The organism is Legionella micdadei (assembly GCF_000953635.1).
In the GTDB taxonomy this organism is placed as follows: domain Bacteria; phylum Pseudomonadota; class Gammaproteobacteria; order Legionellales; family Legionellaceae; genus Tatlockia; species Tatlockia micdadei.
In genome coordinates, this window is sequence record NZ_LN614830.1 from 717,748 (window position 1) to 730,559 (window position 12,812).

The window sequence follows — 12,812 nt, forward strand, 5'->3', positions numbered from 1 at the left end:
CAAAAAAGAAACTTATGTTACACTTTCCTTTTGTAAAAACACGAGAAGAGTCGTCATTACATTTAAAACAAAACATTAAAAGGAATAAAAACATGAAATTCTTTCACAACAATTCACCTCCCGGTAATGAAATTCAAATCGCTGAATCAGAGGAAACAACCTCATCCACGAAAAAAAAATCTCCCTTCTCACCACAAGTCTTTCGCGCAGCTTTAAAAAATATGAAATCAGAAGAATTATTAGCTCGATATTTGGAAAAGCAAGCGCAACGTCATCCTGAAGAATACCGTGAAGCTATTCAAGAATTTGTCAAAGATCAATTAGCCGTTCGCACAGGTCTGATGCGTCATGTCAGTTTTTTTGACCCAGATAATACTTCCGAATTGAGCTTTATGAATGTTGTGCAAGGCTTTATGGATTTAGGATTTAGTCGCTTCTCTTCTTTTGGAATGACTTGTCTTGTTATGGGTGGGGGTATTATGGGTACGCAAACACTACGGCCTCCTATTGATGGAGTTCATAAACTACAACATCCTATGTTTCACACAGCAGCATTTAATGAAGACAGATCTAAATCCAAAAAAAATCCTGAAGCACATGATAGACTGGTAGAAAAACTCGTTGACCAGATTATGATGGGGCGCGATGTGATTGAGGAAAAAGATATTTTGGCTTTTGCCGACGAGATAGAGAAAAGACACCCTGTAGCAGGTCCAAGTAAAATCGGACAATTTATTCTGAAACAACTTCAGATCTTAGCTTTCAAAAATTTGAAAACTGTCTGCGGCGACACACTTACTAAGAAAGACTTGATGGATTTCTATCGAGGTACTCTCTTTTATGCTGTTGCTGAACCAGCCTCAGTTGCTCCTAGGGTAATGGCTCTACGGACGTAATTTGTTTTCGCGATACCTTTGTTAACGCACATAGAGAATCCCACCCTCCTTATTCCTAAGCCCGCGGCTTGTTCGCGGGATCTAGCGATAGAAACCCCTCAATTAGCTACGCTCGCTTAGTGATTGAACTGTCTAGAGAGCACTCATTCCAAAATAGGATTGCGCTTAGAATTTAATTCGTTTGACGATTTAAAAACGAATTGATTATTATTTGACCTATCAATAAAATAAGTCTGGTTCCTACTGAAATGATACGAACATTAGGTCAAATGAATTAGACTGAGCTGCTAATATCGAGAATTAAAACAGTGTTGTTAAGTGAAGATGGCCTTACTCTATTGAAAGTGAATGATGATGACCTCACTGGCGATGGCACTTTCCATATTCCTCCTAGCGTTACGAAGATTGGTCAAAGGGCATTTTGGGGTTGTATGGGTCTTAAATTTATCCACATTCCTAGTAATGTCGCCTCGATTGGTTACGCAGCATTCGGAGATTGTACTAACCTACAACAAATTAATTTTCAAGAAGGTATCACATCGATTGGTGATAGAGCATTTTTGCGCTGTAGAAGCCTTAGACAAATTACTATTCCTGCTAGTGTTACTTCTATTGGAGCTGGGGCATTTTGGGCATGCACAAGCCTGGAAAGAATCAATCTTCCTGAAGGCATCACCGAAATAGGCGCTAGAGTGTTTTTACGCTGCATAAGTCTGCGTCAAATTAATATTCCTGCAAGTGTTACTTCTATTCGGGCTGAGGCATTTTTGTCTTGTAACAGTTTGCGGAAAATCTGTATTCCAGAGAGCGTTACTTTAATTGGTGCTGGTGCATTTTGGGGCTGCGAAAGTCTGCAACAAATTAAGCTTCCTGAGGGCGTCAGAACAGTAGGTCGGAGAGCATTTTGGGGATGCATAACTCTACGACAAATCAGCATTCCTGCAAGCGTTACTTCAATTTATCCTAATGCATTTGGTTGTTGTAAGAGAACAGAAAGTATATTCATTAACAATTTGGATGAGGATAAAAGGGCAAGTATTGTCGCATCATTGCCAAAAAGACTTCGCAACAAAGTGGTAGTTTACACAAAAGATCAAGTTGCTGAGATATGGAATCAACAACTTAGTAGAGTTTTACGAAGACCAGAAGCTAATCCGCTATACCGCTTCTTTAATAATTACGAAGAGAGGCCAACCCACCTATCGCCATCATTACCCAACGAAATGCTCGTTGGTATCAACGAGTCTCAAGGGGGCGATAATCCTTATTATCGCAAAGCGAAAGTTTTAATGAAGCGCGTTCCTTTACCCACACGACAAGAAGGCAAACAAGCCTACGAAAGGAAAATACAAGCCATCGCTGATGAATGTATTCAGCAAGCAATTGGATTTAATAAAAAAATAAGCCGCAACAATTATTCATTTTTGTTGGATGTCCTTGCCCTCACTTCTGCTGTGGGTGGTTTAGCATTGGCTATAGCCGCCCTTGTCACCGTGCTTGTGGTTGGCTCACAAATTCTTTCTGCTGCCTTACTTGTCGCTGGTGTAGGATGTGGAGTGGCCGCCGCGGGAACATTTTTTTATCACTCGTGTATAAGGCAACAAGAAACGCAAGTGGAGTCCATTCCTAGAGAAACAGGTACTCATTTTGCAACCGAGGATCATCCTGGCTATGTTCTGTAAGACATCCATTTTCAACCTGTTTAAAGAAGCCTAAATTTGTTGATATTACTGATTTCATCGTAAGGGGGTAATGGAATTGGGTTTGCTAGTCTTTGTTCTAATAATTTCAGAAGATTTCTTCCAGCAATCACAGTTCCTTTTCGGCTGTGCATAGCCGCTAACATCAAAGGTGTTCGCCCCTCTTTATCTTCAGCTTTGAGATTTGCTTCGCAATTTAATAATTTATTAATAAGGTTAAGGGTTCTTCTCGATAGTTGTAAAAATTTTGCACAGCATAATGTAAAGCGGTCATGCCCACTTCATCAACACTATTAATATCTACGCCATTTTTTAATAGCAAATCAATGATACTATCATTACTCGGGCCAGCGATGAGGACTTTTCCACAACTCACCATTAACAATTGTAACAAAGTTTTGTTGGCATAGACTTCATCAAGTAAGTTTTCATGACCCATAAATACAGAAAGATCCTTTAAACCCGGGGTGATTATTAACAAATCTCTATCTGTGAATTTATCTGTTGATTTTGCACGTGCTAATATCTCTCGTGCACGCGCTATATAATTATTTTTTTTCTTCTTCCAATATTTGCTTTTCCTGGCTAACAAAATTTATAATTTCTTGATCTTCAAATTCTCCTTGAGGAAAACCAGGAACTATTTTTATGTCATCAATTTTAAGAATATCACGGCAGGCACAAATTTTTTTTATCAATTCTTCTTTTTCATCATTATCTAACAGTTTTTTTTCAAAAATTTTGCGCGCGTAACCTATCGTGTTAATTTTTAATTTTTTAGCCGTTTCTGTTGAAGAAAACATAGATTTTAGTACTACAACTTGGTAAGTGTTGTGATAAAAAATCACACTATTTCCATGTTTCCAAATACCTCCACCCATTGCTGTTATAGGCACGTTTACCCGGTCTCAACATCTTTCGGGTTCCAGGGTTTCCAGTTCCACAAAAAGTCATATTCGGATGTTTGCTGATAATTTTTCTAAGAATGTTATTTCTTGACCTTCTTCTGCAGCTAACGCACGATTGTCAGTGTTACAGGCTTCTAAAGTAACAAAAATTTCATCGTCTAGCTTCGACAAAGCATTTTCAAAATCAGCTAATATTTTGTCAAAATTCTCATATATTTCTTCACTAGCACCATGGATATTTTCCAACCCATACTTACCGCCATGACCCATAATAAATAATTTAGGCGTATTTTCAAATAAATTTTCTAGTGCACTTGGTAATTCTTGTTTTAGTTCAACCAAACTAGTAGAAATTTTTGGTGCAATATCACCATTTTCAAAAAAATAATATTTTAAATCTGAGCCATCTAAATACACGCCAATTGACATGAATTGTTTAAAACGTTGTTTTTTACAAAGGTTTTCGTGGACGCCTCTTTGGTCGGGAGAAATAGTGGCATCGGCTTAAATATCAATATTTATATTGCAGAATATTTGGACATAATCTTCTTTGCCTCTTTCAAATATGAATTAATCTAAAACACAAATATATCGCCTTGCTTCTATAATATTAGAAGCAAGGAATGTGTTGCAAAATTATCAATGACTTTAGGTCCATTTTAATTATTTAAAGTCACTTGTAGGCCGTGGACCTTTTGATATATCAAATGGGTTTGGTAATTTATAAGAAGAATAAGCAGAATTTTTCTCACCAATTTTTTGTTCAAAATGTGGATTGGCTTTATAGTTAAGATCTGCATAATAGTTGTTGTTAGGAATAAGGTTTTTATTCAGAACCCTAGTGACAAATTGATCATATAAAATGTGATCGGGAATATTAATTTTTAAATTATTCCCTTCCCTTGAGATGCTAATTTCTTTTGCATTTATCTCATCAGTAAACTTTTTGAGCTCATCTTCAATCTTGTCATAAAGCTCATTTAGATCCTTTTTACTGTTAGCACTAAGAAATTCATTGCCTTTAAAATGGATTAATCCTCTAGCTGAATCCAATACAATTGAAATTACAGCCAAATCATTATTAAAATAATAAAGGAAATCATTTTCAGAATTCCAAACTTCACTATTTTCTAAATAAGAAGATAATACTTTAACTTCTATATTTGTAGGTACATATTTTGGAATAGGGGCCTTATCATTTTTTTGGCTTTCATCTTTGGCTTCATCACCTCCTCCACTGCTGCCATGGCCTTTGCAGATGGGTAAGCCAAAAGCACGGCACATACCGCATGGATTGTTATCAATAGATTTTGATCGTTCATCATTTCTGTTTTCTTTCTTACTTCTCGTGTCAGTTAGCATTTTTACACTCCATAACATTCACCTATTTGTAATTGTATCGAGATAAAAAAAGGTGTTTGTATATAAAATGTACATACATTCCGTATGTTTGCTTAAGTTTCGATATCTATGTAAAACTTAACTTAAACAGCATCACTGACCGAATTTTTAAGAAAAATTTTTCTATTAAAGGGGCTTAGAAAGTAAGAATGAAAAATAAATCAATATTGCTTGTAGAAGATAACTTAAAGTTAGCAAATTACCTCAAAGAAAGCTTACTAGACGCAGGTTATGAAGTATCTATTGAAAAACGTGGTGATAGGGCTGTCTATCGCATTCTTCGTGAGCAACCTGAGATAGTAATATTAGATATAATGCTTCCTGGCATGAATGGCGATCAGATATGTCACACCATTAGAGATGATTATTCGGGGAAAATACTCATGCTAACGGCAGTTAATGATATTGAAAGTGAAGTATCCTCTTTAAACTTAGGAGCAGATGACTACCTAACTAAACCTGTAGCAGAAGAGGTTTTAAAAGCAAGAATTGAAGCATTGTTACGTAGACCTAATTTAGTTAATAATCAAAATCAATTTCAATTTGGAAATTTTTCTATCAATCTTAGTAATAAGAGTGTTCGTCTTTTTGATGAAGAAATTTCAATAAGTACTAGTGACTTTGAAGTTCTTGCATTGCTAGTTAAGAATCATGATAAGTTGCTTAGTAGAAATAGCATTATGTATGCTCTTTATGGGCGTGAATATGATGGAGTTGAGAGGAGTATCGATTTAAAAATATCACGTTTAAGAAAAGCGTTGAATGATGATGGTAAAAAGCCTTATCGGATAAAAACAATTCATAAAAAAGGATATGTATTCGTATCTGATTCCTGGAAATAAGCACGTCTAATCTTTATGTCAAAACAGTCACGTTGGCAATAGCAATATCCCTATTAATTTTGGGTGGTTTTTACTTTGTTTTCTTCCACTTTATTGATTTGAATCGATTAACAATAAATCGCTCATTTGTAAATGGTAATTTTGCTGTTATTCAACAGCTGCTAAAAAATAATCCTCCACCTTTATGGAATGAGGTGATTGATTCCATTCAGCCTCTTGATAGACCTAAAGCTAAAATACTAAAAATGGGTGGGTTAAAAATTTCGAAGGAGCAAAAAGAAGACTTAAGTCAAGGCAAGTGCAATTTTTTTTAAATTATTGGTTGCCAGATATATTTGCTTTGCAAAAAATAGGAGACACGGAATATGTGTTACAAATCCAAGAAGGGGTCACGATGTATAGTACGATCCAAGATAATACAAGATGGATGATTCATCTTATTGCAACTAAGCTAAAAACCTCAAATAAAAACAATTGGCCCAAAATTATTAAGCATTTCCAGTCGATATATAAAATCCCTTTACAAATTGTATTGACAGATAGTCAATAATTACCCTTATCTATTAGGAATAAGCAATATATCAAGGGATTGGAATATGCCCCCCTAATTCTGATGGATTTATTTCAAAAGTTTATTTTAAGTTGGAACCTTTGGATCAGATACTAATTCTTGGCCCGATAAACTATCCCAAATTTTTAATTAAAGCGCCTAAAATACAGTTTTACTACCTGATCAGCTTTACGATTTAGGGTGGAATTTTTTTACCAATGAAGAAAGAAGTATATTTAAAGATGCAGTGCAATTGGATAATGATACGTGGATGCGAGCCTTAGCATGGGCATTTTGGAAGACCTTATGTTGGCCAATTAAAAGGTACGGATGTGAAGAAAGTTTTGCATGGAATTTATACCGATTACCATACTTTCAAATAAATATATTGGTTTTTTGATTCATTACTGATTCGATAACCAATCTTCAGCAGTTAAAGCGAAACGTAAATGATCTTGCCAGATGCCATAAACTTTTAAGTAACGAGGAGAAAATCCTTCCTTTAGAAAGCCGTTTCTTGTAGCAAGATGTATTGAGCGAGTATTAGTGGGTTGGATATTCGCTTCAATTCGGTGAAGTTCTAAGGTAGTAAAGATTTCCTTTAGAACTAGTTTTAATGACTGACTCATTAAACCTTTGCCTGCGTAATCGATTGAGGCATAGTAGCCAAGATAGGCGCTTTTAAACGCACCGCGCATAATGCCACTGACATTAAAAACACCAATAATGTTGTTATTGTTATCCCAGGCAATAAAGTACCTTTCGCTGTCTTTTTTGCTTTTTTCTAAATAGGTTTGAAACTCATCTGATGTTTTAGGTGCAGCAATGAAAGGGAAATGAAAATCTTGACTTTTTTGCATTGTTCCAAGGAATATTTTCTCATCTTGGCATGATGGTTCTTTTAAGATAATCATATTCAACAGGTTATAATAGAACTTAAGAAATTTTATTTTACATGAATGCGATGGCAGTCATCCAAGGAAGATTTTGTAATGCTTGGTCTCGAATGGCTGAGCTCCTGACTAGTTCTTTCCCTTGCAATCCTATCCCAAATTTTTTCAGAGTCATTAAGTTCTTTATATGTTCCGCCCCACATGCATTCACCAGGAAAGAAAGCGAGTTTGGCGCACTATCCATAGTGCTCACAAACCTCCATTCCATGATTAGCTTGGAACGGCAACCGGGGAAACAATATCTTGTTGGATCTGTTGACCATTAAATCTTGAAAATAAGGTACCTGCTATTGAGGCTGGATTGTATTGCTTGATTGCAATTTTTTCCACTAGCCTTCTTAATTCCATGTCTTCTTTGTGGAACAAAGAAAGATGTAAAAACCAGCAACGGTACTCTGATCTATCCAGTTTAAAAAATCCGGAAGCTTCAAGTTTTTCCAGACAGCCCGATTCATTGGCTTTTTTTACAACGATGTTCATAAAATCCACATCCAAGTTTCCATCTTGTTTATACTTGCAATTATACTCATTTAATATTCGAAAAAATAATAACTCTGATATCTCTGAAGGTGAATTAATGCTTTTCAGTTCTAATAGAAGATTTTCCAGTAGATGAGGTTTTAAAAAATCCAAAATATCCCTCAATAAAAAGTCCGATTTTTCCGCCCAAACTGTTTCTAGACAGAATCTGCAAGCTTCAAAATCCAATTTAATATTTTGATCTTTAAAGGTTTTAATGATTGTTTCAAGTAACCCATTTTTTTCAAAACCTTATTTGCATTTCTAATAAAACTACCTTGAAACGGCATAAGACACCTCAATAAACAAATAAGCATTTTTTCAAAATAAATTCATAATGTCCAAATAATTTTCAATTTTGAAATGAAAGCTAGCTTTAATTTCTGCAGCAGCTGTCATATGTGTAGATATTGGCTGTGGGGATGGATTGATTACAAATGAAATGGCCAAGCTTGCTCATCGAGGCTGTGTGGTTGGCACTGATATTTCTGAGCAAATGATTGATTTTGTAATAATATCTTTAGTGAGCAATTTGATGTTATTACTTTCTTTTATACCAGTGTGCCAGGCGCTTAAAAGTTCTTTAAGACCTAGATTGGAATAGATACGTACTAAAATTTCTTGGGGTAATGGAGAAAAAAAGTCAGTGTTTGTCATGGAACGGTACCTTTTATATCAATTAAATCAAATCTCGTTATAGGTTTAGATTCAAAATCCTCTCCCGCATACGTGAGAGGGTTAGGGGAAGAGGGGTGAAATCTCAAAGCCTATTTATTAGGGGATTCTCTTCTTGTTGCATTGCCACTTCTGCCTGAATTGAAACTTTGTGAATTTGGTTAATCCAGTCAGAAACAACATGAATAAGTAATGATTCACTTGTATTCAGTGAAGCACTATCTATTTCTATTTTTAGATCGTTCTCAGGATTGGCTAATAAAAAGACAAGAAAGTGACATGCTGTTTGTCGAACATGCAAATTTTTGTCATTGAGTTTGTTGGTAACAAGTTCAACAAACGTTGCTCGCGTTTCTTTCTCTAAGGAAGGTATCATGGCTGCTAAGCAATTTAATGCTTTAGAACGAACAAACAAATCTTGATCATTGAGTTTGTTTTTAACAGGTTCAACAAGCGTTGCTAATCTTTCTTTCTCTAAAGCAGGTGCCATGGCGTCTAAGCAATTTAATGCTGCTTGGCAAACATCCGGATTTGGGTCATTTAGATTATTTTTAATAGGCTCTATAAGAGCTATTAGCGTTTCTTTCTCTAAAGTAGGTACTATAACTGCTAAACAAGTTAAAGCTGAATAGCGAACATCCCCATTTTGGTCATTGAGTTTGTTTGTAACTGGTTCAGCAAGAGTTCTTAGAGTTTCTTTTTTCAAAACTGGGGCTATAGCTGTTAGACAATTCAATGCGGCTTGGTGCACTTTCCAATTTGGATCACTGAGTTTATTGATGACGGGTTCAACAAGAGCAGCTAGCGCTTTTTCCTCTAAAGCAGGGACTATGGCTGCTAAGCTATTTAGTGATGCTTGGCAAACTCCGGGATCTTGATCATAAAGTTTGGATACTATCAGCGTAATATCCGGATGAACGTGCCAAATGGCTCCAATCAGTTTTAACCCTTGCAATCGATCCGCCAAGGTTAATTGGGGATTTTTCATCTTTGCAGCGAATTTTTTTCCTAAGGCATGCAAATAGTTATCATCACCATTAAAAATCGAGCGCACGTTGGAGAGTATTGTTAATATCTGGATTTGACTTGAGTAAAATTCGATCTCATTTTTTTTAAATAAAACATCCTCTATCGCTCTTTGCTGAATTTTTCCACCAGTGTGCCAGGCGCTTAAAAGTTCTTTAAGGCCTAGATTGGAATAGATGCGTACCAAAACTTCTTGGGGTAGTGGAGAAAAAAAGTCAGTTTTTGTCATAGAGCAGTACCTTTTTAAATCAACTAATTTGGATAATTTTCAATCACATCCGGTTCTTATCCTTTTGGCGAAGAATATGGACTTGATTCCTTTTCCACATCATCTTCTTCACCAGTGTTATTAGGTAACTGCCATTCCACTATAAACGAATACGCTGTTTCAGAGAGCTTAATTTTCTTTGACGGAGGCTCACTTACCGTTGCTTCTGTTTTTTCTTCTTCTATTCCATTCTCTAATAAATCGTTCGCCACGATTTCAATGCCTGGATGTTCTGCTCGAAATTTTGTTACAGCCTCGCCGGTCACCTTAGTTTTAGATACATTGATCATTTTTAATTTACTGAGAGTTGCCAACGTTTCAAAGGCTGTGTCGTCGATTTTAGTGCCTTGTAAATCCAGTTGCTCAAGAGTTTTATTATCTCTTAGATGACTTATACCATTACTTGTTATTCCAGTGCTAGCTACGTTTAACTTACTTAATTGAGACATTGTTATTAATGATTCGAGGGCTTCATCTTCAATTTCAGTTTTCTGTAGATTGAATTCTTCAATAGTTGCATTATTTGTAAAATAAAGCAGACCAGTACTGGTAACTCCCGTATAGGATAAATTTAATCGCCTTAATTTAGGCATGGTTGCTAGGGCCTCTAGGGATTCATCCTCTATTTCGGTGCGATGTATGTCTAATTCCTCAATAACGCTGTTGTTCTTAAAAAAAATGATCCCCTTATTAGTTATCCCAGTGTTGGATATATCTAATTTCTTTAACTTAGTCATGGTTGACAAAACTTCAAGAGCTAAATCTTCTATTTCAGTATCTTGTAAATATAATTCCTCGAGCGTGTTGTTCTTCCTAAAAAAAAGGATACCAGTATTAGTAATGTTTTCTTCATTACTCGAAATATCCAATCTTTTTAGAGACTTATTTCTCTTTGCTAGTGCCAGTAATGTAGCATTACCAACACCAATACTCGCTAGATTCAGCTCTTCAAGGACATCATTGTCAGCGAATGCTTTTGCATCTTCATCGCTCAAGTCATTGTAATAAAGTTTTAGGATCTTAATCGTCTTATTTGCTGCCAAGTCTTTTGCTGCTCGACTGATCCCATTATCGGATAAGTCAACATATTCTAAAGTTGTTGTGGTTGCTACAATTCGAGCCCCCTTATTGCCCAAATCATTTAACGAGAGATCAAGACCCTTTAGATTAGGAAAATTAACCAATGCTCTAAGTCCATCACGGCGAACATTGTGTCCTGCTAAATTAACAAAATTGATGGAAGGGTTGCTTGTTAAAAATGGAATAAGAACATTCAATACATCATTATCATCTATATCGTCTTCCATTTTCGACAAATCGAGTCCGTTACTTCCGATGGTATAATATGTGTTAATGATTTCTTCTGTTAACATGAGAATGCCCTCTATTTATGATCAATAGATTAGGCTTTAGAAAATAAGGGATAGTTCGATTGATAGGTAATCGCCTTGAAAAAGCCTAATGCTTCTATCAGGACGATGCACCCGTTTCGTAATGGAAACTTGAATTCGTATCAGTCCTCCTCAGTAATCCATTGGGGAGAAGACACATCGCAGCCTTTGCAAATGACAAATTATTTCACAAAAACGACGAAATTATATCATATTTATTAAGTTGTAATCAAATTAAATCGCAAAATTAACGACGTGAAACTTACTCCAGTGAATAAAATAATCGGTAGTTAGTGAGTGTTGAATAGGCATTTCATTCTTTATTACCGTACTTGGAACCAAGATATACGCAAATATGTTTCATGAGTTAGCCCTCATTAAAAGTGGTTACCATTGTAACTATCAGTATCATCAATCCTGAAATATAAGAAAATGGGTATTTCTCGCTATCAGATTCCAAGGCTTTTAAGTCGCATCAATAGCAAGCATGATCCTAAATGAGTAAATATTAGAATAATCATTAGTAGATAAAAGGTATCAATTTCTCCTAATGAAAAAACGTTAATTCGCATGGGCAGAAATTGTAACAAACTATATGAACCTATTATTAAAAAGGAATAGATAATCGTGTATTGATGGTTTGTAATTTTGAGTGCAACTTTGATTAAAGCATAAATAAAAGAAAAGATTAAGCTAAAGAAAAGCATAAGATTTAGCTGATGCATTGAAAAGGAATTGTCATCTTACAGAATTAACTATTTCTCAATCCGTTGGCTTTGATTCCTTACGAATTAATCACCTAGCTTGCATTTTTGAGGCACTCGCGCAACTTGAGGTACTGGTAACAATCATTTGACACAATTAAAATTAAGTAACGTAGCTGTACCAGATATATCAGAAGAACCCGCAACACATGATTGCCTGAAAGCGTTAAATTCGATGTTAAGAGAAATAATACATCTTTAACAAGCTTCGCATTTGAAGAAACCGGTGAGGGTTTCAGTACCGATGATATCGAAATTATAATGAATGGTTTAAACAATAATAAAACCTTAAAGGTTCTTTCTTTTGCAGAAAATTGTCTTAGTGATAAAGACGTTATTTGTATTGCCAATAACCTTCCAGAAAATCTTGAACGACTGAATCTAAATAATCAGATAAAATTTCTAGGTTGTGTTATGGAGTAGGCTGATATTGAGCTCCATCTGATGACTTGTACCATGGCGAGAAAAAGATTTGAAGACATTTCATTGTGGGATGGATTGATTTATCTCCTCAAATATTTGGGAAAAAATAACAAAAGATTAGAAATTGATTTTTATAACAATGTATTACCGGAGGATGCTCTCACAAAAGCTTATACAAAAAATCGTAGCGGCGATATAGGTAATGTATTGGAGGATCTTTCAAGAGTTAATTAATAGAAATAAGTCAATGACACATAATGTAAAAAAACTTCTTAGTTCCCCAAATCTTGAATTTATTGTCTCTGTTAATTGTGAATTTCTTTCAAGAGTTTCTAAGCCAAGCTTAGATAAAAATGCTCATTTTTTGACAATATGGGCTAAAGCAAGAGAACAATACGTAAAAGTAACAAGAGATTACAATAGTCAGCTACAACTTACTTAATGAGTATAGTGGATTTATTTTTATAACTAGTTTTCTCAATCGCTCCCCCGGGGA

Annotated in this window: 14 protein-coding genes; 6 read left to right on the top strand and 8 right to left on the bottom strand. The window is 35.4% G+C overall.

Annotation, left to right across the window (positions count from 1 at the left end; genetic code table 11):
- Positions 1-92: 92 nt before the first annotated feature.
- Both LMI_RS03225 and LMI_RS14780 read left to right on the top strand, forming a co-directional pair.
- On the top strand, positions 93-896 hold the full coding sequence (locus LMI_RS03225; protein WP_045098509.1) for a caleosin family protein: 804 nt from the start codon (positions 93-95) through the stop codon (positions 894-896).
- Positions 897-1,204: 308 nt separating this feature from the next.
- The gene (locus LMI_RS14780) at positions 1,205-2,578 is read left to right on the top strand and encodes a leucine-rich repeat domain-containing protein (RefSeq protein WP_052679434.1); all 1,374 of its coding nucleotides are present in this window, start codon (positions 1,205-1,207) and stop codon (positions 2,576-2,578) included.
- A 214-nt stretch (positions 2,579-2,792) separates the two neighbouring features.
- Here the strand turns inward: LMI_RS14780 and LMI_RS15255 are convergent, their stop codons facing one another.
- From LMI_RS15255 to LMI_RS03240, 4 genes are all read right to left on the bottom strand, one after another.
- The gene (locus LMI_RS15255) at positions 2,793-3,035 is read right to left on the bottom strand and encodes an ankyrin repeat domain-containing protein (RefSeq protein WP_143001018.1); all 243 of its coding nucleotides are present in this window, start codon (positions 3,033-3,035) and stop codon (positions 2,793-2,795) included.
- A 109-nt stretch (positions 3,036-3,144) separates the two neighbouring features.
- A complete protein-coding gene (locus LMI_RS14790; RefSeq protein ID WP_143001019.1) occupies positions 3,145-3,492 on the bottom strand; it encodes a hypothetical protein in 348 nt (115 codons plus the stop codon).
- Between the two features lie 54 nt (positions 3,493-3,546).
- Positions 3,547-3,933 carry a hypothetical protein gene (locus LMI_RS14795; protein ID WP_052679437.1) on the bottom strand — a complete coding sequence of 129 codons (387 nt, stop codon included), beginning with the start codon at positions 3,931-3,933 and terminating at the stop codon, positions 3,547-3,549.
- A 234-nt stretch (positions 3,934-4,167) separates the two neighbouring features.
- Positions 4,168-4,866, bottom strand: a complete 699-nt coding sequence (locus tag LMI_RS03240) for a hypothetical protein (protein WP_045098510.1) — start codon at positions 4,864-4,866, stop codon at positions 4,168-4,170.
- 188 nt (positions 4,867-5,054) lie between these two features.
- Here LMI_RS03240 and LMI_RS03245 point away from each other — a divergent pair, with 188 nt between their 5' ends.
- The gene (locus LMI_RS03245) at positions 5,055-5,747 is read left to right on the top strand and encodes a response regulator (RefSeq protein ID WP_045098511.1); all 693 of its coding nucleotides are present in this window, start codon (positions 5,055-5,057) and stop codon (positions 5,745-5,747) included.
- A gap of 32 nt (positions 5,748-5,779) precedes the next feature.
- Complete coding sequence (locus tag LMI_RS03250; RefSeq protein WP_058393262.1) at positions 5,780-6,061, top strand: hypothetical protein; 282 nt, start codon at positions 5,780-5,782, stop codon at positions 6,059-6,061.
- A gap of 640 nt (positions 6,062-6,701) precedes the next feature.
- Here LMI_RS03250 and LMI_RS03260 read toward each other — a convergent pair.
- The gene (locus LMI_RS03260) at positions 6,702-7,211 is read right to left on the bottom strand and encodes a GNAT family N-acetyltransferase (protein WP_045098514.1); all 510 of its coding nucleotides are present in this window, start codon (positions 7,209-7,211) and stop codon (positions 6,702-6,704) included.
- Positions 7,212-7,460: 249 nt separating this feature from the next.
- Positions 7,461-7,958, bottom strand: coding sequence for a hypothetical protein (locus LMI_RS03270; protein WP_143001020.1), 498 nt, complete (start codon positions 7,956-7,958; stop codon positions 7,461-7,463).
- A 253-nt stretch (positions 7,959-8,211) separates the two neighbouring features.
- Here LMI_RS03270 and LMI_RS15800 point away from each other — a divergent pair, with 253 nt between their 5' ends.
- Positions 8,212-8,373 (top strand): hypothetical protein, encoded by a 162-nt coding sequence (locus tag LMI_RS15800; protein WP_082639073.1) that lies wholly within the window; start codon positions 8,212-8,214, stop codon positions 8,371-8,373.
- A 156-nt stretch (positions 8,374-8,529) separates the two neighbouring features.
- Here LMI_RS15800 and LMI_RS03280 read toward each other — a convergent pair whose 3' ends face one another.
- Together LMI_RS03280 and LMI_RS03285 are read right to left on the bottom strand one after the other, a co-directional pair.
- Positions 8,530-9,699 (bottom strand): HEAT repeat domain-containing protein, encoded by a 1,170-nt coding sequence (locus LMI_RS03280; protein WP_045098518.1) that lies wholly within the window; start codon positions 9,697-9,699, stop codon positions 8,530-8,532.
- A gap of 56 nt (positions 9,700-9,755) precedes the next feature.
- On the bottom strand, positions 9,756-11,111 hold the full coding sequence (locus tag LMI_RS03285; protein WP_045098519.1) for a leucine-rich repeat domain-containing protein: 1,356 nt from the start codon (positions 11,109-11,111) through the stop codon (positions 9,756-9,758).
- A 1,238-nt stretch (positions 11,112-12,349) separates the two neighbouring features.
- Here LMI_RS03285 and LMI_RS03300 point away from each other — a divergent pair.
- Complete coding sequence (locus LMI_RS03300; RefSeq protein WP_143001021.1) at positions 12,350-12,550, top strand: hypothetical protein; 201 nt, start codon at positions 12,350-12,352, stop codon at positions 12,548-12,550.
- Positions 12,551-12,812: the final 262 nt, after the last annotated feature.

What these genes read in the sequence shown, in the direction of transcription:
- LMI_RS15255 (WP_143001018.1), bottom strand. Translation starts at nt 3,035, where the DNA reads ATGGGTCATGAAAACTTACTTGATGAAGTCTATGCCAACAAAACTTTG.
- LMI_RS03260 (WP_045098514.1), bottom strand. Translation starts at nt 7,211, where the DNA reads ATGATTATCTTAAAAGAACCATCATGCCAAGATGAGAAAATATTCCTT.
- LMI_RS03285 (WP_045098519.1), bottom strand. Translation starts at nt 11,111, where the DNA reads ATGTTAACAGAAGAAATCATTAACACATATTATACCATCGGAAGTAAC.
- LMI_RS15800 (WP_082639073.1), top strand. Translation starts at nt 8,212, where the DNA reads ATGGCCAAGCTTGCTCATCGAGGCTGTGTGGTTGGCACTGATATTTCT.
- LMI_RS03240 (WP_045098510.1), bottom strand. Translation starts at nt 4,866, where the DNA reads ATGCTAACTGACACGAGAAGTAAGAAAGAAAACAGAAATGATGAACGA.
- LMI_RS03245 (WP_045098511.1), top strand. Translation starts at nt 5,055, where the DNA reads ATGAAAAATAAATCAATATTGCTTGTAGAAGATAACTTAAAGTTAGCA.
- LMI_RS14795 (WP_052679437.1), bottom strand. Translation starts at nt 3,933, where the DNA reads ATGTCAATTGGCGTGTATTTAGATGGCTCAGATTTAAAATATTATTTT.
- LMI_RS03300 (WP_143001021.1), top strand. Translation starts at nt 12,350, where the DNA reads ATGGCGAGAAAAAGATTTGAAGACATTTCATTGTGGGATGGATTGATT.
- LMI_RS03225 (WP_045098509.1), top strand. Translation starts at nt 93, where the DNA reads ATGAAATTCTTTCACAACAATTCACCTCCCGGTAATGAAATTCAAATC.
- LMI_RS03280 (WP_045098518.1), bottom strand. Translation starts at nt 9,699, where the DNA reads ATGACAAAAACTGACTTTTTTTCTCCACTACCCCAAGAAGTTTTGGTA.